This window comes from Petroclostridium xylanilyticum (genome assembly GCF_002252565.1).
Lineage (GTDB): Bacteria > Bacillota > Clostridia > SK-Y3 > SK-Y3 > Petroclostridium > Petroclostridium xylanilyticum.
This window is the reverse complement of record NZ_NPML01000004.1, coordinates 133,625-155,664: the sequence shown is the minus strand read 5'-3', so window position 1 is coordinate 155,664 and position 22,040 is coordinate 133,625. Positions and strand designations below refer to the sequence as shown.

At 35.3% G+C, this 22,040-nt stretch carries 23 protein-coding genes; 4 read left to right on the top strand and 19 right to left on the bottom strand.

The features are described from left to right. Positions 1-15: 15 nt before the first annotated feature. Positions 16-1,218, bottom strand: coding sequence for an acetate/propionate family kinase (locus CIB29_RS02680; protein ID WP_094546518.1), 1,203 nt, complete (start codon positions 1,216-1,218; stop codon positions 16-18). Between the two features lie 14 nt (positions 1,219-1,232). Beyond that, entirely contained in the window at positions 1,233-2,228 is a 996-nt protein-coding gene (pta, locus tag CIB29_RS02675; protein WP_094546516.1) for a phosphate acetyltransferase, read from the bottom strand. Positions 2,229-2,527: 299 nt separating this feature from the next. On the opposite strand from pta, the gene CIB29_RS02670 reads away from it, so the two are divergent. Then, positions 2,528-3,775: a nucleotidyltransferase gene (locus CIB29_RS02670; RefSeq protein ID WP_094546514.1), complete on the top strand. Its 1,248-nt coding sequence runs from the start codon at positions 2,528-2,530 to the stop codon at positions 3,773-3,775. Between the two features lie 83 nt (positions 3,776-3,858). Next, positions 3,859-5,154, top strand: coding sequence for a sporulation integral membrane protein YlbJ (gene ylbJ, locus CIB29_RS02665; RefSeq protein ID WP_094546512.1), 1,296 nt, complete (start codon positions 3,859-3,861; stop codon positions 5,152-5,154). 21 nt (positions 5,155-5,175) lie between these two features. Here ylbJ and CIB29_RS02660 read toward each other — a convergent pair whose 3' ends face one another. From CIB29_RS02660 to CIB29_RS02645, 4 genes are all read right to left on the bottom strand, one after another. Continuing rightward, positions 5,176-5,616 (bottom strand): ATPase, encoded by a 441-nt coding sequence (locus CIB29_RS02660; RefSeq protein ID WP_094546510.1) that lies wholly within the window; start codon positions 5,614-5,616, stop codon positions 5,176-5,178. A gap of 6 nt (positions 5,617-5,622) precedes the next feature. Further along, on the bottom strand, positions 5,623-6,111 hold the full coding sequence (gene coaD / locus CIB29_RS02655; RefSeq protein ID WP_094546508.1) for a pantetheine-phosphate adenylyltransferase: 489 nt from the start codon (positions 6,109-6,111) through the stop codon (positions 5,623-5,625). Between the two features lie 22 nt (positions 6,112-6,133). Beyond that, positions 6,134-6,688 (bottom strand): 16S rRNA (guanine(966)-N(2))-methyltransferase RsmD, encoded by a 555-nt coding sequence (rsmD, locus tag CIB29_RS02650; protein ID WP_094546506.1) that lies wholly within the window; start codon positions 6,686-6,688, stop codon positions 6,134-6,136. Positions 6,689-6,792: 104 nt separating this feature from the next. After that, positions 6,793-7,443, bottom strand: coding sequence for a Crp/Fnr family transcriptional regulator (locus tag CIB29_RS02645; protein WP_094546505.1), 651 nt, complete (start codon positions 7,441-7,443; stop codon positions 6,793-6,795). Between the two features lie 148 nt (positions 7,444-7,591). Here CIB29_RS02645 and CIB29_RS02640 point away from each other — a divergent pair, with 148 nt between their 5' ends. After that, the gene (locus CIB29_RS02640; RefSeq protein ID WP_094546503.1) at positions 7,592-8,317 is read left to right on the top strand and encodes an ATP-binding protein; all 726 of its coding nucleotides are present in this window, start codon (positions 7,592-7,594) and stop codon (positions 8,315-8,317) included. Positions 8,318-8,366: 49 nt separating this feature from the next. Here CIB29_RS02640 and CIB29_RS02635 read toward each other — a convergent pair whose 3' ends face one another. The 4 genes from CIB29_RS02635 to CIB29_RS02620 all read right to left on the bottom strand — a co-directional run bounded on the left by CIB29_RS02635 (position 8,367) and on the right by CIB29_RS02620 (position 13,104). Next, on the bottom strand, positions 8,367-8,570 hold the full coding sequence (locus CIB29_RS02635; protein WP_094546501.1) for an alpha/beta-type small acid-soluble spore protein: 204 nt from the start codon (positions 8,568-8,570) through the stop codon (positions 8,367-8,369). Positions 8,571-8,673: 103 nt separating this feature from the next. Next, entirely contained in the window at positions 8,674-10,881 is a 2,208-nt protein-coding gene (recG, locus tag CIB29_RS02630) for an ATP-dependent DNA helicase RecG (RefSeq protein ID WP_423241279.1), read from the bottom strand. A gap of 225 nt (positions 10,882-11,106) precedes the next feature. Then, entirely contained in the window at positions 11,107-12,693 is a 1,587-nt protein-coding gene (locus tag CIB29_RS02625) for a DAK2 domain-containing protein (RefSeq protein ID WP_198543726.1), read from the bottom strand. Between the two features lie 54 nt (positions 12,694-12,747). Further along, on the bottom strand, positions 12,748-13,104 hold the full coding sequence (locus tag CIB29_RS02620; RefSeq protein WP_094546497.1) for an Asp23/Gls24 family envelope stress response protein: 357 nt from the start codon (positions 13,102-13,104) through the stop codon (positions 12,748-12,750). A 175-nt stretch (positions 13,105-13,279) separates the two neighbouring features. Here CIB29_RS02620 and rpmB point away from each other — a divergent pair, with 175 nt between their 5' ends. Further along, entirely contained in the window at positions 13,280-13,468 is a 189-nt protein-coding gene (gene rpmB, locus CIB29_RS02615; protein ID WP_094546495.1) for a 50S ribosomal protein L28, read from the top strand. Positions 13,469-13,645: 177 nt separating this feature from the next. On the opposite strand, the gene CIB29_RS18485 is transcribed toward rpmB, so the two are convergent. The 9 genes from CIB29_RS18485 to CIB29_RS02575 form a co-directional block, all read right to left on the bottom strand. Further along, positions 13,646-13,795, bottom strand: coding sequence for a hypothetical protein (locus CIB29_RS18485; RefSeq protein ID WP_157910187.1), 150 nt, complete (start codon positions 13,793-13,795; stop codon positions 13,646-13,648). Positions 13,796-13,886: 91 nt separating this feature from the next. Next, a complete protein-coding gene (locus tag CIB29_RS02610) occupies positions 13,887-14,522 on the bottom strand; it encodes a thiamine diphosphokinase (RefSeq protein WP_094546493.1) in 636 nt (211 codons plus the stop codon). 15 nt (positions 14,523-14,537) lie between these two features. Then, positions 14,538-15,197, bottom strand: coding sequence for a ribulose-phosphate 3-epimerase (rpe, locus tag CIB29_RS02605; protein WP_094546491.1), 660 nt, complete (start codon positions 15,195-15,197; stop codon positions 14,538-14,540). Then, positions 15,194-16,078: a ribosome small subunit-dependent GTPase A gene (gene rsgA / locus CIB29_RS02600; RefSeq protein WP_094546489.1), complete on the bottom strand. Its 885-nt coding sequence runs from the start codon at positions 16,076-16,078 to the stop codon at positions 15,194-15,196. The genes rpe and rsgA overlap by 4 nt, the downstream gene beginning before the upstream one ends. A 9-nt stretch (positions 16,079-16,087) precedes the next feature. Next, positions 16,088-17,983, bottom strand: coding sequence for a Stk1 family PASTA domain-containing Ser/Thr kinase (gene pknB / locus CIB29_RS02595; RefSeq protein WP_157910186.1), 1,896 nt, complete (start codon positions 17,981-17,983; stop codon positions 16,088-16,090). 145 nt (positions 17,984-18,128) lie between these two features. Further along, entirely contained in the window at positions 18,129-18,866 is a 738-nt protein-coding gene (locus tag CIB29_RS02590) for a Stp1/IreP family PP2C-type Ser/Thr phosphatase (RefSeq protein ID WP_094546693.1), read from the bottom strand. Positions 18,867-18,885: 19 nt separating this feature from the next. Next, positions 18,886-19,959, bottom strand: a complete 1,074-nt coding sequence (rlmN, locus tag CIB29_RS02585) for a dual-specificity RNA methyltransferase RlmN (protein ID WP_094546485.1) — start codon at positions 19,957-19,959, stop codon at positions 18,886-18,888. Continuing rightward, positions 19,935-21,290: a 16S rRNA (cytosine(967)-C(5))-methyltransferase RsmB gene (gene rsmB, locus CIB29_RS02580; protein ID WP_094546483.1), complete on the bottom strand. Its 1,356-nt coding sequence runs from the start codon at positions 21,288-21,290 to the stop codon at positions 19,935-19,937. Before rsmB ends, rlmN begins: the two co-directional genes overlap by 25 nt. Positions 21,291-21,292: 2 nt before the next feature. Beyond that, positions 21,293-21,994: a zinc metallopeptidase gene (locus tag CIB29_RS02575; RefSeq protein ID WP_094546481.1), complete on the bottom strand. Its 702-nt coding sequence runs from the start codon at positions 21,992-21,994 to the stop codon at positions 21,293-21,295. Positions 21,995-22,040: the final 46 nt, after the last annotated feature.

The window sequence follows — 22,040 nt, the reverse complement described above, 5'->3', positions numbered from 1 at the left end:
TGCTTTTTTGTTCAATCATTTCATGTTTTCAACAAGTTTTTTAGTATCCAACGCAATCATCAGTTCTTCGTTAGTTGGAATAACCAGAGTTCTCACGCTTGCATCCGGTGTGCTGATGTCAATCTCTTTTCCTCTTATAGCATTCTTTTCTTCATCGATTTTTATACCCATAAATTCTAAGCCACTTAAGATACCAGTCCTCATTTTTGCATTGTTTTCTCCAATACCGGCGGTAAATACGATTGCATCTACCCCGCCCATAATTGCCGCATAAGTCCCAATATATTTTTTCACACTGTAAGCAAATATATCTAAAGCTAGTCTTGCCCTCTTATTCCCTTCATCGGCAGCAGCATGAATATCTCTGAAATCACTGCTGACACCTGATATACCCAGTACACCGGATTTTTTATTTAAAAGGTCATTAACTTCTTTTATTGAAAGATTTTCTTTTTCCATTAGGAATGTGACGATAGCAGGGTCAATCATTCCGGATCTTGTCCCCATTGCTACCCCAGCAAGAGGAGTAAATCCCATACTGGTATCTACTGATTTGCCATTTTTTACCGCAGTAATGCTGGAACCATTTCCTAAATGACATGTGATAATCTTCAATTGTTCAATCGGCTTTTTCAACAGCTTTGCTGCCCTTTCAGCAACATATTTATGGGAAGTTCCATGGAAACCGTATTTTCTGATTTTATGCTTTTCATATAGCTCGTAGGGGATGGCATATAAATAAGCTTCCGGAGGCATAGTCTGATGGAATGCAGTATCAAATACACCTACCATCGGCACACCAGGCATAGCTTCCTTACATGCTTCGATACCGATAATATTAGGCGGGTTGTGTAAAGGGGCTAAATCTATACATGCATTAAGTACCTTCATTACCTGGGCGTCAATAATTACCGAACCGCTAAATGCCTCTCCTCCGTGAACGACCCTATGTCCAACAGCTGTAATTTCGCTCATATCTTTTATTACACCATAAGCTGGATCCACCAGTGCATCTATTACCATTCTTATTGCATCAGCATGATTTTTCATAGGATTTGATATTATTACAGTATCCTGGTCTTTGGGTTGGTGCTTTAATTGGGAACCTTCTATACCTATTCTCTCACACAAGCCTTTTGCCAGGACTTCTTCTTTATCCATATCAAATAATTGATATTTCAGGGATGAACTCCCCGCATTAATCACTAGTATTTTCATTGAAGTCATCTCCTTTACTTATTTTGTGCCTGTACGCAGGTAATCGCTACAACGCCTACAATATCTTCTGCACTGCAGCCTCTTGACAAATCATTGACAGGTTTTGCAATACCCTGTGTAATTGGACCATAAGCTTCAGCTTTTGCCAATCTTTCAGTTAATTTATAAGCAATATTTCCAGCATTTAAGTCAGGGAATATTAATACGTTTGCTGTACCTGCAATTTTACTGCCTGGAGCCTTTGATTTACCAACAGCAGGAATAATAGCTGCATCAGCCTGGAGTTCTCCATCCAATGCCAGGTCAGGCCTCTTTTCTTTTGCCAATTTGGTAGCCAGTTGTACCTTGTCAACCAACTCGCTTTTCGCACTACCGTATGTAGAGTATGACAGCATAGCTACTCTTGGTTCTGCACCAACCAATGATTTAAAAGATTTAGCGGAAGCTATCGCTATTTCTGATAAAGCTTCAGCATCCGGATTTTCATTTAAACCACAATCAGAGTATATAAATATTCCATTTTCGCCATATTCACAGTTAGGGACCACCATTACAAAGAAACTTGAGACTAGCTTAGTTCCCGGGGCAGTTTTTAGAATTTGAAGTGACGGTCTTAACACATTTGCTGTAGAGTTGATTGCTCCAGCAACCATACCATCTGCTATATCATTTTTTACCATCATGACGCCAAAATAAAGAGGGTTTTTCATTAATTCTTTAGCCTGGTCTAAGGTAAGACCTTTGCTTTTTCTCATTTCATAAAGCTTGTTGACAAACTCTTCAAATTTATCTGACATTTCAGGATTAATAATCTCAGCTTTTGAAATATCCAGATCCCCAGCAACTTTCTTAATTTCACTTTCATCCCCTAGTAAAACAATGTCCGCTATGCCCTGCTCTAATATCATTGCAGCGGCTTTGACAGTTCTAGGTTCTGTTCCTTCAGCCAAAACAATTTTCTTTTTGTCGGACTTGGCCTGTTCTTTGATTTTTTCCATAAAATTACTCATTTTAAATACTCCTCCTAGTATATTAATTAGTACGCCAATTTGTCCACTATTTTAAAATTACAAAATAAATTTTTCTTGTAGTTTTTGTAGTTTTTAAAATAATGAGCAAATCCATATCTTATTATATATGATTTGATTTTTGTATACAATATCCTAAAGATAATTTCATAGTAAAAATTTAATAATTAACCAAGAATATTATTATTATTATATTGTGTCAAATTTTATCAAATGTTATGATATATAAGTAAACTTAGAAGTTATGATACTAAATTATATATAGTTAGTAGGTAGGTGCAATGAGAGTACTAGGATTGATAACAGAATATAATCCATTCCATAACGGTCATAAATATCATTTAGAGACATCTAAAAATATAACAGCTGCAGATTACGTTGTGTGTGTAATGAGCGGTAACTTTATCCAAAGGGGTGAGCCTGCCTTATTGAATAAGTGGGCAAAGACAAAGATGGCGCTGATGAACGGTGTGGACCTGGTAATTGAGCTTCCTGTAACTTATGTATTGCAATCGGCAGAATATTTTGCTTTTGGTGCTGTTAAAATTCTCGATAGTTTAAATATTGTTACAGATTTGTGTTTCGGAAGTGAATGGGGAAAAATTGATGATTTAAAAAATATCGCTGGAATTTTATTCGATGAACCGGTTGAGGTTTCACTGAAATTTAAGCAGTTTCTGGACCAGGGCGATAGTTTTGTAAAGGCGCGAGAGAAAGCCATAATCGACTATATGAAGGGAAAATATTCCGCACAACATATAGAAGAGATTATGTCTTCTCCCAATAATATTCTGGCCATTGAATATATCAAGGCATTATATAAACTGAACAGCAATATTAGACCAGTTACCATAAAACGCTATAAAACCGGTTATCACTCGTTAGAATTTAAAGATGAAATTGCTAGTGCTACAGCAATCAGAAACCTGATACTGCATCAATCAAATATAATGGAAATCAAACCTTATATGCCGTTATCCTCTTTTGACATCCTTAATAAAGAAATTAATGCTGGAAAAGCCCCCATTTTCACACAGCAATTTGAAACAGCGATTCTATCATTACTACGAAAGCAGGATCATCTACAGCTGGCACTTTTCCCGGATGTAAATGAAGGGCTGGAAAACAGGATTCAAAGTGCAGCGTACAAATTCGGTACGTATGAAGAGGTTATATCTGCTGTTAAGACGAAAAGATATACCCGTACAAGATTACAAAGAATCATGCTTAATATTCTTTTAGGAATTACACAGGATATGCTGAATACATTCCAAAAATACGGAGGACCGCAGTATATACGTGTATTAGGAATGAATTCAAGAGGTAAGGAATTATTAAAAGCAATAAAGAAAAAAGCTTCATTGCCAATTATCATTAAACCATCATCTTATAAACAGTCATGCAATCCATTATTAAAACAAATGATTGAGCTTGATTTTTTGGCTACCGATTTATATAGCCTGCACTATCCTGCAAAGAATGAGCGGAAAGGCAGATTGGATTTGTTGACCTCACCGGTAATTATTTAGATAAGTTATATTAAGCAGCAACTATAAATATATATACAATAGGCAGTTAATATAAAATTTGCTAGAGAAAGGGTTTTGGAAAAATGGCTAATTTGCTTATTATGGTTGCTGTAATTTATTTAATATATTACGTGTTTAGATGGGTCATTAGAAATTTATTCTTTATCAGTATATATATGTCATCAATACTTATAAGTACATGTGTACTGTTATTTATATTAACCATCGTTTTTAACCCTAAGCAAAGCTTCGATGCTGCCCTTAAAGGAATAAACCTATGCATAAATGTTGTATTTCCCTCTTTATTTCCTTTCTTTGTAGGTACAGAGCTGCTTACAAACTTAGGTTTGGTCCATATATTAAAGTTTTTTTTTGAACCTGTCATGAGGCCTATTTTTAATGTGCCCGGCAGCGGCTCTTTCGCCTTTGCTATGGGAATCATCAGCGGTTACCCTGTAGGAGCAAAAATAACGGTTGACCTACGACAAAAAGGTCTGTGTACAAAAGCAGAAGGTGAACGTCTTTTGACATTTTGTAATAATTCCGGCCCTTTATTTATACTTGGTGCAGTAGCTGTCGGTATGTTTAACCAGCCATCTGTAGGAATAATTCTATTCATTTCTCATTTTATAGCTTCTTTAACAGTAGGATTGTGTTTTAGATTTTATAAACCTAATAAAACCCGTGAAGAAAGTTACCAAGTGAAACAATCTTCAAAACAGTCTCTTACAGAAATTCTAAAACAAATAAAAAAGTTTAGAGAAAAAGATGGCAGGAACTTTGGTGAGCTATTTGGAGATACTATTAAAAATGCTGTAAACCTTTTATTAACAATAGGCGGATTTATTGTTTTCTTTTCAGTTTTGATTAATCTTTTAGATTATTTAAAAGTGATCGCCTTCTTTGCTGAACTTTTGAGTATTTTTCTAGTTCCTCTTGGCATTGCACAAGAGTTATTACCTTCAATCATTAGCGGGTTTTTTGAGATTACAACAGGGATTAAAATTGCCAGTACACATAGCACTATTCCTTTAATACAAAGGTTAATGGTTACCAGTCTTATCCTGGGCTGGGCCGGCCTATCAGTACATTGCCAGGTGTTTGGCATTGTTGGCAAATCGGATATCAGTGTCTTGCCCTATCTGCTAGGCAAAGGACTCCAGGGAATTTTTTCAGCTATCTATACCTTTTTACTGCTTACTTTTACACCATTAATCACAACCGTTTCAGCAACATTGAATGTCCCTTCTGAAAACTTAATAAATTTAAATATTATAAATAGCTTTTTCTCATCTCTGATATACTTTGGTAATATTCTACTATTCCTAATAGTAATCTGTATAGTGATGGTTGCAACTACTATTTTTAAGAAAAATTAAAAAAGTGATTAAACTATTTAATCACTTTTTTAATTCTTGTCTGTTTTCATGCAAAACATCAAGAGTTTCTTGAATAATTCTTTCTAGATTTGCTAAAATATTATCTGCATATTCTTTTGTTCCTAAACGGATTTCTCTAGCATTTTTTTGAGCGTTGGCTATAATTTCACTCGCCTGTTCATAAGCCTTTTTTGTAAGTTCATGTTCATCAATTAGTGAAATAATTTTACTCTCAGCTTCTTTTATGATATTATTGGCTTCCTTTTGAGCTTCCAATAATATCCGCTGCCTTTCTTCCTTTACCCATTTTGCTTGTTTCAAATCATCGGGAAGCTTAAGCCGGATCTCCTGTATCAATTCTAAAATTTCTTGTTTATCTACAACGCTTTTTCCTGATAAAGGTATAGGTACTCCTTTTTCTACAATGTCTTCTAAAGCATCTATTAACGCCAAAACCTCCATAGTATGTTACCCCCTGGTTTTTCTAATCTTGTTTACGATATCAAAAATTATTTCATCAGGAACCAGTTCTTTTAAACATCCTCCTAATATTGCAACTTCCTTCACAACACTAGAGCTTAAATAGGAATATTTGCTGCTGGTCGTCATGAAAAGTGTCTCTATCTCCGGGTTTAGTTTACTATTCATTAGGGCCATTTGAAACTCATACTCAAAATCAGAAACAGCTCTAAGCCCTTTTATAATTATCCGGGCATGCTTCTGTTTCATATAATTAACCAACAATCCTGAACCACAATCTACCTCAACATTATCTAGATTCTTTGTAACTTTTCTCAGGAATTCCAGTCTTTCTTCAACAGAAAACATGGGCGACTTGCTGCTATTTTTCATAATGGTTACGATTACTTTATCAAATACCTTGGAACTTCTTTCGATAATATCTAAATGTCCATTTGTTACCGGATCAAAACTTCCTGGATATACTGCTATTTTCATATTTCTCTCACCCTGACTATAATTATTTATGATATTGAATAAATGTAATAACTGTTCTGCCGTAATGCTGCTCGCGTACTATCTTAAGACCTTCTATCAGTTCAGGAATAACGTCTCCTTTTTCTCGCTCAACTATAATCATACCCTCTATACTTAACAACTGTTTCTGCCAGATTTTTTGTAAAACAGGAATAATAAATCCTTTACTGTAGGGTGGATCCATAAAAATGATATCATACTTTCTTTCTGCATTAGAAAACCTGCTTATATATTCCGACCAATCACAATTATATACTTTTGCCTTTTCGTTAAGCTTGGTGTGCAATAGGTTTTCAGAGATGATTCTTACTGCCATTGGATTTTTGTCAACAAATACAACAAATTCTGCACCTCTACTTAATGACTCTATTCCAAGACTTCCAGTACCTGCAAACAAATCTAAAACGTAAGCATCAGGCAAATAAGCTGCAATTATATTAAATAAGGATTCCTTTATCCTATCAGCTGTTGGGCGTGTAGCCATTCCTTTCAGGCTCTTTAATTTATGACCTTTGGCAGAGCCGGAAATAACTCTCAATTTAACTCCTCCAAAAAATTCATATTTTTTTCCATATTTCTATTTTATATCAACTTATACAAAAGTCAACACTTTTAGACATAATATTCTTCCTTTTAAATATTTTATTCAAGTAAAGAACTAATCTCCTCAATATTTATTCTAACTTTCTTACCTTCCATTCTAATATAACCCTCATCTTCCAGTTCACTAAAATTCCTGGAAATTACTTCTCTTGAGGTGCTTAATAAATTTGCTATTTTTTGTTTTGAGAAAGGCAACTCTATTAAATTACTGCCGTTTTCTTTTGCTATTTTCAATAGATAAAAGGCTATTCTCTGTTTAATATTACTATAAGATAACAGTTCAACTTTATTATTAAGTAAAATTATCTTTTTACTCAGTTCTTCAAAAAATACTCTTGTAAAATCTTTATTTCTTAAAGTTATTTCTAAGATAGTATTTTTGTCTATCATACCGATGGATGAATTCATTTCAGCAATAACAAATACCGGATATTGTGCTTCATTAAAAATCAAGGCTTCACCAAAAATTTCATCCGGGCCAAGAAAAGAAATAATTTGCTCTTTCCCCTGCAGAGTATACTTGCTTAATCTGACCTGCCCCTTTAATATTATACTAAGATGTTGACATGTATCACATGGGGAAAAAATAACCTGTCCTTTTTGGTATTCATAAACTTTCATATTCTGTTGCAAGAATTCATAATTCGCACTATCCAAAACAGAAAGCAGTCCTTTTGTATCCTTCTTCATTTTTCGCTAAGTCCTTTCTTAAAATATAAAGCATTAAGTACCCTAAAAAAAGATTGCAAACTATATATTTCGTAACTGAAGTCACAGCACTATCACTATTATTATAGTATAATTTCTATAAAAAGAACAGATTATAGGAGGTTTAAAAATGATAAGACAAATTGTACACATTGATGAAAATAAATGTAATGGTTGCGGATTATGTGTTCCTAACTGTGCTGAAGGAGCAATAAAAATCATAGATGGTAAAGCCAAGCTAATTTCCGATAACCTGTGTGATGGTTTAGGAGCTTGTCTTGGTCACTGTCCGCAAGATGCAATTACTATTATTGAACGTGAGGCTGATGCTTTTGATGAAAATGCTGTCCATGCACTTCATGAAGAAAATTTAAAGCAAAGCACGCATCACCATCATGGTTTTGGTGGTTGCCCGGGAAGCAGAATTAGAGTGTTTGAAGATAGTAAGGACGATGCGGCAGAAAATACGGCAATTAGCCTAAAATCTCAGCTCAGACAGTGGCCTGTGCAGCTCATGCTTGTGCCTGCCAATGCACCTTACTTGAATAACGCTGACTTGCTGGTAACTGCTGACTGTGTTCCTTTTGCATATGCTAATTACCACAACGATTTACTAAAAGGCAAAAAAGTAGTTGTAGGTTGTCCTAAGCTGGATAATTTAAATCTGTATACCGAAAAATTGACACAAATAATAAAAAATAATAACTTATCTAGTATTACTATTGCATTTATGGAAGTTCCATGTTGCTTTGGAATGGTTATGACTTTAGAAAATGCTATCAAAGCTTCCGGAAAAAACATCAAATTAAATAAGGTTAAAATAAGCATAGACGGTGAAAAAGAACATCTTTCATAAGGTAAAAGGAATAGCCCGAAGGCTATTCCTTTTATTTTATTATAATTAATTATTTACCTGCCATACCCTGTTCAACCTGCTGGATCATCTTTTTAACCATATATCCACCAACAGAACCAGCCTGTTTAGCTGTTAAGTCTCCATTGTAGCCTTGTTTTAAGTTAACACCAATTTCACTAGCTACTTCATATTTGAACTTATCCAATGCTGCTCTAGCTTCAGGAACTAACTTTCTATTATTTCTGTTAGCCATCCTTTTTCACCTCCTGTTGTTTGGTTTATTATTAATATATGTAGTTTACAAAATATTAAACAAGTAATATATTGTTATGGAGGTAATGTCTGGCAACAGTGCGTTAAATTTTGAAAATAATTGCTACATCTATTTTTTCCTTAAACAGATGAATTAACTTCTCCTTGAGAGTCTTATGCTCTTCTTTTTCAAATTTTGAATCTTGTTTAATTAAATTTATAGCTGCTTCCTGGGCTAGTTTTAATAAATGAATGTCAGAAAAAAGGTTTGCTATTTTTAAATCAGGAAGGCCATGCTGCCGCGTCCCGAAGAATTCACCAGGCCCTCTTAGTTCCAGATCTTTTTCTGAAATTTTAAATCCGTCATTAGTTTCCTGCATTATTTTCATTCTTTCACGGGCAACTTTAGAATTACTGGTATTAAATAAGATACAATAGGATTGATGCTGTCCTCTTCCTATTCTGCCCCGCAACTGATGTAATTGAGAAAGCCCAAACCTTTCCGCATTTTCAATTACCATTACAGTTGCATTAGGGACATTTACCCCCACTTCTATTACTGTGGTTGATACCAAAATATTAATGCTTCCTTCTACAAATCTTCGCATAATCTCTTCTTTTTCGTTTGGTTTAAGTTTCCCATGCATTAAACCCACACTCAGATTTGGAAATACATCTTCTTTTAATCGCCGGACAAGTTCGACAGCCGATTGCATCTCAAAAGCTTCTGATTCTTCAACTAATGGACAGACAATATATACCTGTCTTCCTTCAGCAACCTGTTTTTTTATAAAAGAATATACCCTTTCCCTCTTACTCTCATCGACAACATAGGTATTAACTTTTTTTCTTCCTGGAGGAAGTTGATCAATAATGGAGATATCTAAATCTCCATAGAGAATCAGAGCCAAGGTCCGTGGGATAGGAGTTGCAGTCATAACTAAAATATGAGGATTTTTACCTTTAGATGCCAGTGTAGCCCTCTGCTTTACCCCAAAACGGTGCTGTTCATCAGTTACAACCAATCCTAAATTAAAGAATTCTATTTCTTCTTGTATGAGAGCATGTGTCCCTATTATTATGTTCACTCTACCTTCTTTAATGTCATCTATAAGTTTAATTTTTTGTTTTTTAGGGATACTGCCCGTTAATATACAAATATTCATTTCCTCATTTTGAAATAGATTTCTGAAGCTTTGAAAATGCTGTTCTGCAAGTATCTCTGTAGGGACCATTAGTGCAGCTTGATAACCGTTTTTTACACAAATATACATTGAAAGTGCAGCAACTATTGTCTTACCAGAACCAACATCGCCCTGTATCAGTCTGCTCATTGGTTTGCCACGTTCCAAATCCTTTTCAATCTCACTAATTACCCGTGTCTGCGCTTCAGTTAGTTGGAAAGGCAGTTTACTTATAAATCCCTCCAGTTCTTTAACAGGTCCAAATTTTATTCCTTCCAACGCTTCACTGGTAGTCCTTATACTTAAAAGGCCCAACTGCAAAAAAAACAATTCTTCAAAGACCAATCTTCTTCTGGCTTTCAAAAAACCTTCATGCGTGTCAGGGAAATGAATGTTTTTTAATGCGTAATTTATTTCTGAAAGGTTATATTTCTTTCTTATTGCATGAGGTAAATATTCTTTTAAGTTACTTCCAACAAAAGCAAAACAATTTTCCATGATACTTTGTATAACTTTTTGAGTAAGAGAAGAAGTTAAAGGGTAGATGGGAATAATCTTTTGAGTATATTTTCCAATTCTATCAGAATTTTCAAATATAGGATTTATGATTTCTTTTTTGCGGTACTTAGCACTTATTTTACCATAGAATATATATGTCTCTCCTACAGAAAAAGTATTGGAAAGATATTTCTGGTTGTACCATGTTGCAGTGATCGTGCCAGTATCATCCTTAAGTATAAGTTTGTAAATGCTAAGGCCTTTTCTAACTTTTTGTTCTGCCATGTGGGAAAATACAGTCCCTCTAACGCATACCATTTCCCCATCTAATACTTCTATTATTTTTTTGATTTTAGAACGGTCCTCATAATCTCTTGGAAAATAATATAACATATCCTCCACTGTATATATTCCAATTTTATTGAATAACCGGGCTCTTTTTTCTCCTACTCCCTTGATACAACTTATATCTTTTGTTAAATCAGATATTTCAACCACCTCATCTCTTCCAATACTGTGCTTTACCGTGAGCTTATACCGGCATCCATGCGTACAAAGGTGCATTGTTTCATCTGGCTGAATACTATCATATATTCCACGTCTTGCCGTCCCCAAGTCGCACTGCGCCAAGAAGTTCTAATGCCTCTTCACAATGCGGGTTCAACAATTGTGCACTTTTGTCGCAGTTTTTGCGAAAGTTATTTTTATAATTAACCAACTTTAAAACTGAATATTGAGATTTTAAAGTTGGTTAATTTCATCGATAACTACATTAATTTATTTTTAACTTTAATATTGGTTATCGATATAATAATTCCAAAATTAAAAAAATAGAGGGTGCCCCCTCGATATTATTCATTCAACAGAAAATATATAATAGTACAGTGGCTGTCCACCATTGTATACCTCTACATCACAATCTGCAAAACGGTTTCCCATATATTCAGAAAGCTCCTGGGCTTCCTGCTCATCAGTATCACGTCCATAGAAAACAGATATAACTGAACTTTCTTCATCAACTAATGCATCAAGCAGTTGATGACAAACTGTTTTTATATCTTTACCGACGATTTGAATCTGCCCGTCTCTGATTCCCAGGATGTCACCTTCTGTAATATTCTTATCGTCAAAAGCAGAACTTCTTACTGCATAAGTTACTTGTCCTGTTTTTACCTTTGCCAGTGCTTCAGTCATACTTCTGAAGTTTTCTTCCACCCCTGCCTGGAAATCAAATGCTAACATCGCAGCAATACCTTGTGGAACACTTTTAGATGGAATAACAATAATATTTTTATCGGTTAAAGTTTTTGCCTGCTGGGCAGCAAGAATAATATTTTTATTGTTAGGAAGTACGAAAATATTATCAGCATGTATATTATCAATAGCTTTTAAAATATCATCAGTACTTGGATTCATTGTCTGCCCGCCTTCAATAACCTCATCAATTCCTAAATCTTTAAATATATTTATAATTCCTTCACCCATGGCAACAGTAATAAATCCATATTCCTTCTTTTGAATTATTTGATTTTCCTGTAAAATAGTATGCTTATGCTGCTCTTTCATATTATCAATTTTAATGTTTGTCAAATCGCCAATTTTTAAGGCTTCTTGTATGACAAGTCCGGGATTGTTGGTATGTATATGCACCTTTATGATGTCATCATCATCAATCACCAGCGTGCTATCGCCCTGACCTTCAATAATTCTTTTGAAATGATTGATGTCCACTGTAAAATCCTTTTTGTTGATTAAAAATTCAGTGCAATATGTAAATTGAATATCCCCATCAACTTTTGCAGCTACCTTTTGACCCGCTTGTATTTGTTCCGGATTTTCCTGTTTGTCCAACTCTACTTCTCTATCTGTCTCGATAACCTGTAAAGCACCTTCTAAAATATAGATAAGCCCTTTGCCTCCTGCATCCACAACTCCTGCTTGCTTTAAAACCGGGAGCATTTCAGGAGTTTTATCGAGAGTTGTTTTTGCATTTTCTATTGCTGACTTAAAAACTTCAACGATATTATCAGCAGTCTTACTTGCTAAAACAGCTGCTTTTGCTCCTTCACGGGCAACAGTTAAAATAGTACCTTCCGTAGGCTTCATTACCGCTTTATATGCTGTATCTACTCCTGTTTTTAGTGCTTCAGCAAAAACTTTAGCATTTACGCAATTATGCCCTTTTAATTCTTTTGCAAAGCCCCTGAAAAGTTGTGATAAAATAACGCCCGAATTTCCCCTGGCTCCTCTTAGTGAAGCAGCTGCCAATGTGTCTGCAATTATAGAAACTGAACTATCATCTGCTAATTTTACTTCTTTTGCTGCTGTAAGGAGGGTAAGGGACATGTTGGTCCCCGTATCCCCGTCAGGCACCGGAAAAACATTTAATGCATCGACTACTTTTTTATTATTCTCCAGATTGTTTGCTGCAGATAGGACCATTCTTTTTAGCATTCTGCCATCTATTTGTTTTAATACCAAACCAAGTCCTCCTCACTATTGTTCGACTCTTATACTTTCAACATATACATTGATTCTTTTTACTTTGAATCCAGTAATAGACTCAACCGAATACCTGACATTATTGACGATGTTTTCGCAGATGGCTGAAATGTTCACACCATATTCAACAATAATATGTAAATCAACTACTAGGTATTCCCCATCTATAACTACCTTGACCCCTTTATTTAATGCCTCTTTCTTTAAAAGACTTACCAGCCCGTCTGCGGTATTACGTGATGCCATTCCTACAACGCCATAGCATTGGGTAGCGGTCATCCCTGCAATATTGGCTATAACTTCTGTGGGTATTATAATACTTCCATTGTCAGTGTCTAATCTTCCCACCATACTTTTACCTCCATTAAATTTATTAATCATATTAACTATTTTAATATATTATTATTATTATTGCCACCATTTTTGATTAAAAAAACCCTTGCAAAATGAGTCTTCCTTTGTTAAAATAAATATTGTTTTACTAGTGACGGAGTTCGCTTCATATCTTGTAAGGAGGTGTATATAGATGGCACAATGTGATGTTTGCGGAAAAGGTTTGTCTTTTGGAATAAAAGTAAGCCATTCCCATAGAAGAACAAATAGAACTTGGAAAGCTAATGTTAGAAGAGTTAGAGCTATTGTAAATGGTACTCCAAAAACTATTTACGCTTGTACTCGTTGTTTGCGTTCAAATAAGGTAACAAGAGCAATATAACATAAAAAAGGTTCAAGAATTTTTAATATTTTTGAACCTTTTTTATGATTTTTTCTTCTTTACTGGTCTGTATGTACCTTTAGTCAATTCTAAACACTGCCTTAAGTATCTTCCCTATAAACTTAGGCATTTTTAGCACGACAATTTTCATATTAACACCTCACTTTTTTATTTATCTCATCCATTTTTTAAAAATAGAAACCCTATCGCAACTAAAATTACGCCTTCTAATGCAACCAGTACTCCTAAAGGTATAACAGAAGCAAGCAAAATACCAACCCCTAACACTCCCAGAGTAAGTCCAAGAGTTCTGCGTTTACCGGACATAATAAAAAGCTCACCTCCTATACCTGTTCTATTATCAGTATATTCAGTGAGCCTTTTTTGGTGATTGCTTTTAAAAATAAAGTTGACTCTTTCAATCCCTTGCTTTTATGACTAAAAGAAGTCCTTCTTTTATAGTAATTTCTGCTTCAGGTTTGATAAACACATTACTTATACCGTTAGGAATGCCAAATTTCATTTGTGCATTATTTAATCCATATTGAAGCCCTTTTGTAGTAATTCCGGATACGTTTGGAGTTAACGGAAGCAGAGATAATTTTTCGCCTACTTTACCTCTTAACTGAATATAATCATTAATAAGATATATCTCATTATTTTCATTGATTATTCTTCCTTTAATTCCTTTATCCAGCACCAATTTTAATAGGGATACATTAGCAAAAGAGTGATCAAATCTACTGCCCAGGCTTCCTATAAGAATAATTTCTTCACATCCTCTTTGAATTGCGTATTCAACCGCCAGTTGAGTATCGGTCTCATCCTTATCGGTAGAATAATTTATAATTTGTATATTTTTAGCAATCATGTCATGATAACAATGCTGCTCTATAGAATCAAGATCGCCTATGATTACGTCAGGGGTTACCCCTATTTTTTGGGCATGTTTTGCACCACCATCTGCACAAATAATTAAATCCGTTTCAGAAATCATGTTTCTAAAAAAATCATAATCAACGATATTGCCATTTGAAATAACCCAGGCTCTCATACTTCCCTTATACTCCTATTCCTTCCAGGCCAAAGCTTTCATTTGTGCGATAGTAGCAGCTGCATCTCCAGAATTATAAATAGCTGAACCAGCCACAATAACATTTGCACCGGCTTTGGTAATTTCATATATATTTTTTAAAGTAGCACCACCATCAATCTGTATATCGATATTCCTGCCATAATCATTAATTTTTTTTCTTAATGATGCTATTTTATTGCTCATGGCAGGAATATACATCTGACCGCCAAAGCCTGGGTTTACAGTCATTAATAACACCATATCTATGTCATCGAGAACGTAATCTATGATATCTATAGGTGTTGCCGGGTTTAGAGCTGCGCAAGCTTTAATCCCCAATTTTTTGATCATTTGTATACACCTGTGGAGATGCTTTGTAGCTTCAGCATGAACAGAAATGAGATCCGCTCCTGCCTTCACAAAACTTTCAATATATTTTTCTGGATTCTCAATCATCAGATGGACATCAAATTCCAGCTGACTGTATTTTCTTATCCACTCGACTACCGGAGGACCGATGGTGATATTTGGTACAAAGTGTCCATCCATGACATCAATATGAAGTAAATCTGCGCCTCCCTCTTCTACTAGTTTTATCTGTTCTGCAAGTCTTGAAAAATCTGCAGATAATATTGATGGAGCAATTTTAATCATTTCTTCCACTCCTTTACATTTTTTAGCTGGTTATAAAATTGCAAATAATTTTGGTATCTGGACCCGCATATTTTTTTTTGATTTACAGCTTCTATGATTGCACACCCAGGTTCAGAGGTATGAGAACATCCTCTAAATTTACATAAAGAAACATATTCCCTAAATTCTTTAAACAGGCAATCAAGTTCTTTTGCTTTTATATCCAACAAATCAAAGGAACTAAATCCGGGAGTATCTACAACATAACTCCCATCTTCCAGTTCCAATAATTCTACATGCCTAGTAGTATGCTTACCACGTTCAATCTTTTTGCTCATCTCTCCTGTTTGCAGCTTGAACCTTGAATCAACAGCATTCAGCAAGCTGGATTTTCCAACCCCTGATGCGCCTGCAAAAACTGTAACTTTTCCTTTTAATATTCCCCGCAGCTCATCAATACCCTGGCAAGTATGAGTACTCGTGCATATAACTTTATATCCCGCATTAAGGTAAGCATTATATATATCGATATATGCATCATTTTTATCAAGGTCAATTTTATTTAAACATATAACGATATCAAGCTTCTTTGACTCGGCAGCAATGATAAATTTGTCCAACAATAACAGGTTAGGATCAGGACAACAGACTGCAACGACTATTACAAGCTGCTCTACATTGGCAACCGGGGGACGAATCAAAGTATTCGTTCTTGGAAATATATTTTCTATACTTCCTTTTGCTTCATCATGCTGTGACAACTGCACTTCCACATAATCCCCTACCATTGGGATAACATCATCTTTTCTAAATTTCCCCCTCGCCTTGCACTCCACAATACCCTTTTCTGTTTTTACATAATAAAAACCGCCAATTCCTTTTAATATTATGCCTCTAGGCATTATGAAACATCACCCGCCAAAATTTATTGTATCCTCTGCTTTTAATACGTCGTCAAAATATACCTGAATAGATATTGTACCTTTGCCTACCAGCCTAACAGTAATAGGACTATCACTTTTACTATGCATTTTTTCATATACGGTTTTTGATCCTTCACTGTTGTTAGCAACAATCTTAACCTTTACCGTATCCTTGTCCTGTGGAAGATTAATATTGATATACCGTTCTTTTTCATCCGTTGGCTTTCCATCACTGATTACCAAATCAATTACTGTTTTTTCTTCCACTTCACTTTCAGCCGGGATACTCTGCGCTATTACAGTGTCTTTTGGTTTATCACTTGGCTCTCTTGTTACTTTTCCTAATACCAGTCCAAGTTGTCCAATAATTCTTTTGGCCTCATCCTCCGTTTTACCTACCAAATTAGAGACTTTAACCATTTTTATTTCTCTACCCTTACTTACATACAATTGGACAATATCATCCGTTTTTGCTTCAGCCCCCTCTTCCGGCACATGACGTATTACTATTCCTTCCGGAATTGTTTCATGAAACTCATAAATTACTTTATAGCCCAGCCCAATTCGTTCTAAATTTATTTCTGCCTGCCTATATTCTGTATTTGTCAGATTAGGAACCGTAATTGTCCTAGGACCCCGGCTTACTACCACCTCAATGGTTTCAGGCAGCTTTACCACTTCATCCGGGCCCGGCTTCTGGGAAATAATTTTTCCCTTTTCAACTTCGTCACTATATTCCTGCTGTACTTCAACGATATTAAATTTTTCAGGGTCATTATAGAAACTTTTTACAGTATTTAAATCCTTTCCTATCAGATTAGGTACCTTCTGTTCGATATTTTTATTAATAGCCAATTGTCCATTAAATAATAAATTATACCCAACAAAAGAAATACCCCCGATAATGATTGCTGAAGTAATAATTGCTGCAATTACAGCTACCCTATCTTCTTTTTTTACTTTCTTTTTCTTTTGTGTCATATTGTCACTTCCATTAATATTTATAATCGGTACCTTTTGTGTTGGAGAATCATCAATATTTCCCCCTTCAACAAAATCATTATCCGGTTCATCAAATGCTTTATATAAGTCCTTTAGCATTGATGTTGCCGAAGGATACCTGCTGCTTTGTTCTTTGCTTATAGCTTTTAGTACAATTGACTGCAAAGCAATGGGAATACTTTTATTAATATTCCTGGGTGATATAGGCTGTTCCTGAATATGTTTAATAGCTACTGCAACGGGGCTTTCACCATCAAAAGGCACTCTTCCGGTAAGCAGTTCATACATTACAATTCCCAAAGAATAAATATCTGATTTTTCATCTGTATAGCTTCCCCGGGCCTGTTCAGGTGAAAAATAATGAACAGATCCTATTGTATTTCCACCCAGCGTCAAAGTTGTAGATGTGGCTGCCCGGGCAATTCCAAAATCAGTCACCTTTACCATTCCATCTTTTGTAATCATAATGTTATGAGGTTTAATATCCCTGTGTACAATATGTTTTTTATGTGCATGCTCTAATGCAGAACAAATTTGTACAGAAAAATTTAAAGCATCCTTCCAGGCTAATGCACCCTTACTGGTAATTAACTCTTTTAAGGTAATCCCATCAATATATTCCATTACTATATAATGTATGTCCTCCTGCTGTCCAACATCATATACTGAGACAATATTGGGGTGAGATAAACTTGCCGCCGCCTGAGATTCAATGTTAAACCGACTTATAAACTCCTGGTCTTCTATGAGTTCATGCCGTAGAACTTTTACAGCAACAAAACGGTTAAGAAGCCGGCAACGTGCTTTATAGACTAATGCCATTCCCCCTCCGCCTATTTTTTCTAAAATCTCATATCTATTCCCTAAGACATTTCCAATCATTTTTACACCTCTTTTTTTAAAACAAAATCTTGAACAAAGGCGCATCGTTACACCTGCAGAATTTCGAGGTAAAGAACTTCTGTCCACAATTTTTACGCAAGTTATTTGCTTAATAGAAGAACATCATTATGGTCTCATATGTCTCCTATAGACTTATAGCTACAACAGTAATATTATCTAATCCTCCCTTATCATTTGCAATAGAAATAAGTTCTTCTACTGCCAATTGAAGGTTGTTGTGACTATTAATTACTGCGAGAATTTCTGAATTAGTCAACATATTTGTCAATCCATCAGTGCAAATCAGCACAATATCATTACTCATATACTCCTGAATATAAATATCAACTTGAGTATCTTTATCTCCACCCAGTGCCCGGGTTATAACATTCTTTTGCGGATGATTTGCCGCTTCTTCTCTAGTAATACTTCCACTATTCACTAGTTCTTCAACCATAGAATGGTCAGTAGTAATTTGATACATATCATTTCCACGTATTAAATATGCTCTACTGTCTCCAACATGAGCAACACATAAATAATGGTTTTGAATAAAACAGAGAATGGCAGTTGTTCCCATACCCGCATACATTTCATTTTCAAGGGACTTATTATAGATAACTGTATTCGCCTTTTTCATACTGTCTTGCATCATTTGAATGATTTGCTGGTCAGTCATGCCTTCGTGATAAGACTCCTTTATATACGTTTGAATCTCATCAATTGCAATTTTACTTGCTATCTCACCGGCATTATGGCCACCCATACCATCGGCAATAATGCAAAATCTAATTCCCGATCCATCCTCAAACTCGGATACAAAAAAGTTATCTTCATTAATTTCTCTTGTCTTCCCTTTATCGGTAAATGCCCCAATTTTCACGCTTTTCTCCCCTTGAAAACTATTTTTTTGAATGACCTCTCCTGAGTTGGCCGCATGAAGCATTAATATCACCACCAAGTTCACGTCTCACAGTTGTTGAAATACCATTTTTCTCTAAGATGCTTTTGAATAAATTAATTTGCTTACTGGAACTTTTAGAGTATTCCTTCTCTTCAACTTTATTTATTGGTATTAAGTTTACATGACATAGTAAATCTTTAATTTTAGAACTTAATTCTCTAGCATTGTCTACGCTGTCATTAATTCCCGAAATCATTGCATATTCAAAAGTTATTCTTCTTTTTGTAGTTTCAGCATAAATTCTACACGCATCCAACACTTTATCAATAGAATAACTCCTGTTAACAGGCATAATTTTATTCCGGATTTCATCATTGGGTGCATGAAGGGAAACTGAAAGGGTGATAGGCATATTTTCTTTTGATAACTTCAATATAGCGGGGACCAGTCCGCAAGTTGACAGAGAAATATGCCTGTATCCTATATTAATTCCCGCAGGATGATTTACATTTTTTAAAAATTTTATGACATTGTCATAGTTATCCAGCGGTTCACCAATACCCATCAAAACAATATTGGAAATTCTCTCTCCTATGTCTTTTTGTATAAATATTACCTGGTCTAAAATCTCACCTGGAGTAAGGTGTCTAACCAGTCCGCCTATTGTTGATGCACAAAAGTTGCAGCCCATTCTGCATCCTACCTGCGTTGAGATACAAATAGTAATACCATGCTTGTACCTCATAATGACACTTTCTATTAAATTTCCATCATTTAAACCAAGCAAATATTTAATAGTTCCATCCAGCCTGGATGTTCGCTTGTCTACGATAGAAACTGTACTGATAAAGCTTCTTTCGGCCAGCATGGCTCTTAAATCTTTTGATAGGTTTGTCATCTCATCAAAATTTGTCACTCCATTGTGCAGCCACTGAAAAACCTGTTTTGCCCTATATTTTTGCTGGCCGATATTTACAAAAAATTCTTCCAACTCTTCATAGCTCAGATCTTTTAAGTTAATTTTATCCGACAAGATAGCTTCTCCCTTCAATACTGCCGTTTTAGTTTGCATATAAAAAAACCATCTGTTTTATCTACATTGGGAAATAGCTGTATATAGCCCTGTTTTACCGTATCTTTTTTTAGTTGTTCAGGGAAATATGGTTCAATACTTTCAAGGATAAAGTGTGGATTTTTTTTTATAAAATCCTCTATAACTCCTATATTTTCTTCCTCCTGGATAGTACAGGTACTATATACAAGGTAACCTCCGGGCTTCACATACTTCGATGATACCTGTAATATTTTTTTCTGCAAATTTACGATATCTCCCACATCATTTTGTACCTTATTCCATTTGATATCTGGCTTTCGCCGGATAATCCCCAGTCCTGAGCAGGGAGCATCTACTAATACCCTATCTGCCTGTCCATGTAAATCATACACCTCAATAGCAGCGTCATGGCTCACTGCATTAATAATTCCTATTCCCAGCCGTTTAGCTGCTTTTTGGACCAATTCTATTTTATGTGGATGTATATCCCATCCCAATATTTTACCTCTATTTTGCATCAACTGTGCTATGTGAGTAGTTTTCCCCCCAGGAGCACAACACACATCAATAACAAATTCGCCCGGTTGAGGGTCTAATGCCTTTGACACCAGCATTGAGCTTTCATCTTGTACTTGAAATAATCCCTCTTTAAACGCTTTTAAGCTATCTATGCTGCCGACTTCCTTTAAGATAAGTGCTTCACTGCAGTATTTCCCTCTGATCGCTTTTACATTTTCACTTCCCAAAATTTCTATTAATTCTTCCGGTGTAGTTTTTAGCGTATTCACCCTTACACATAAGTCAGCAATTTCATTATTTGCTATACACAAACTCTCAGCAAATTCAAAGCCATATCTATCTACCCAATTTTGTACCATCCACTGCGGGTAAGAATAAAAGATTTTTAAATATTCTATAGGGTTTTGGTTTTTATCAGGAAACCTGATATTATTTTTATTTCTTGATACATTGCGCAAAACTGCATTTACAAACTTTGTTGAAGCATAATGCCCATATTTTTTTGACAGCTTGACACTTTCATTACAAGCTGCAGAATCAGGAACCTTATCAAGATAAACAATTTGATAAATTCCTATTCTTAATATATTTAAAATCCAAGGTGAAATCTTGTTAAGCTTGATTGCTGAAAATTGTCCAATAATATAATCAATTGTCAGCTTAAATTTTATTATACCATAAACCAGTTCTGTAATTAAACCTCTATCCACCACTTTATAATCGGTGTGTTTCAGGTACTTTTTTAATGCTATATTTGCATAAGCATCATTGTTCTCTATTTCATACAATATTTTAAGTGCTGTCTCTCTTGGTGAAATCTCTTTGGCCATTTTTATCTCCGTCTTCTTCCCATTCCTGCAATAAGTACTAATCTTAACAAATTTGCAATACCTACGGCTGCAGCTGCTACATAGGTAAGTGCAGCTGCATTCAAAACTTTTTTAGTAGGCTGCAGCTCATCCCTTGAAAGGAAACCTCTTGTTTCCAAGATTTCAAGTGCTCTACCACTTGCATTAAATTCTACTGGAAGAGTAACAACCTGAAATGCTACAACAGCAGTAAATAAAATGATTCCAAAGTTAACTAACGGTTCTAATCCTGCAATCAATCCTAAAATAGCTAACGGGATTGCAGCATGTGAGCCTATATTCGCAATAGGTACCAGGCTGTTTCTAAAGACCAGCGGGGCATAGGATACCCGGTGTTGAATGGCATGCCCGGTTTCATGGGCTGCAACGCCAACTGCAGCTACTGAAGTACTGGAATACACTGATTGAGAAAGCCGGACTACTTTTGTTCTCGGATCATAATGGTCAGTTAAATGCCCACCTATCATTTCTACCTGTACGTCATATAAACCCTGGCTGTCGAGAATTTCTCTTGCAATTTGAGCCCCAGTATAGCCTCTGATATTTCTAACATTTAAATATTGATTGAATGTACCTTGAACCCTGCTCTGCGCATAAAGAGCAAATAACACAGCGGGCATTACTAGCATAATATAATACGGATCAATTCCCAACAAATATGGCATATTTACACACTCCTTTTTGATAAAAAGATATTTACAGGCTACAGAA

What these genes read in the sequence shown, in the direction of transcription:
- CIB29_RS02680 (WP_094546518.1), bottom strand. Translation starts at nt 1,218, where the DNA reads ATGAAAATACTAGTGATTAATGCGGGGAGTTCATCCCTGAAATATCAA.
- pta (WP_094546516.1), bottom strand. Translation starts at nt 2,228, where the DNA reads ATGAGTAATTTTATGGAAAAAATCAAAGAACAGGCCAAGTCCGACAAA.
- CIB29_RS02670 (WP_094546514.1), top strand. Translation starts at nt 2,528, where the DNA reads ATGAGAGTACTAGGATTGATAACAGAATATAATCCATTCCATAACGGT.
- ylbJ (WP_094546512.1), top strand. Translation starts at nt 3,859, where the DNA reads ATGGCTAATTTGCTTATTATGGTTGCTGTAATTTATTTAATATATTAC.
- CIB29_RS02660 (WP_094546510.1), bottom strand. Translation starts at nt 5,616, where the DNA reads ATGGAGGTTTTGGCGTTAATAGATGCTTTAGAAGACATTGTAGAAAAA.
- coaD (WP_094546508.1), bottom strand. Translation starts at nt 6,111, where the DNA reads ATGAAAATAGCAGTATATCCAGGAAGTTTTGATCCGGTAACAAATGGA.
- CIB29_RS02645 (WP_094546505.1), bottom strand. Translation starts at nt 7,443, where the DNA reads ATGAAGAAGGATACAAAAGGACTGCTTTCTGTTTTGGATAGTGCGAAT.
- CIB29_RS02640 (WP_094546503.1), top strand. Translation starts at nt 7,592, where the DNA reads ATGATAAGACAAATTGTACACATTGATGAAAATAAATGTAATGGTTGC.
- CIB29_RS02635 (WP_094546501.1), bottom strand. Translation starts at nt 8,570, where the DNA reads ATGGCTAACAGAAATAATAGAAAGTTAGTTCCTGAAGCTAGAGCAGCA.
- CIB29_RS02625 (WP_198543726.1), bottom strand. Translation starts at nt 12,693, where the DNA reads ATGGTCCTATCTGCAGCAAACAATCTGGAGAATAATAAAAAAGTAGTC.
- CIB29_RS02620 (WP_094546497.1), bottom strand. Translation starts at nt 13,104, where the DNA reads ATGGTGGGAAGATTAGACACTGACAATGGAAGTATTATAATACCCACA.
- rpmB (WP_094546495.1), top strand. Translation starts at nt 13,280, where the DNA reads ATGGCACAATGTGATGTTTGCGGAAAAGGTTTGTCTTTTGGAATAAAA.
- CIB29_RS18485 (WP_157910187.1), bottom strand. Translation starts at nt 13,795, where the DNA reads ATGTCCGGTAAACGCAGAACTCTTGGACTTACTCTGGGAGTGTTAGGG.
- CIB29_RS02610 (WP_094546493.1), bottom strand. Translation starts at nt 14,522, where the DNA reads ATGAGAGCCTGGGTTATTTCAAATGGCAATATCGTTGATTATGATTTT.
- rpe (WP_094546491.1), bottom strand. Translation starts at nt 15,197, where the DNA reads ATGATTAAAATTGCTCCATCAATATTATCTGCAGATTTTTCAAGACTT.
- rsgA (WP_094546489.1), bottom strand. Translation starts at nt 16,078, where the DNA reads ATGCCTAGAGGCATAATATTAAAAGGAATTGGCGGTTTTTATTATGTA.
- pknB (WP_157910186.1), bottom strand. Translation starts at nt 17,983, where the DNA reads ATGATTGGAAATGTCTTAGGGAATAGATATGAGATTTTAGAAAAAATA.
- rlmN (WP_094546485.1), bottom strand. Translation starts at nt 19,959, where the DNA reads ATGCAAACTAAAACGGCAGTATTGAAGGGAGAAGCTATCTTGTCGGAT.
- rsmB (WP_094546483.1), bottom strand. Translation starts at nt 21,290, where the DNA reads ATGGCCAAAGAGATTTCACCAAGAGAGACAGCACTTAAAATATTGTAT.
- CIB29_RS02575 (WP_094546481.1), bottom strand. Translation starts at nt 21,994, where the DNA reads ATGCCATATTTGTTGGGAATTGATCCGTATTATATTATGCTAGTAATG.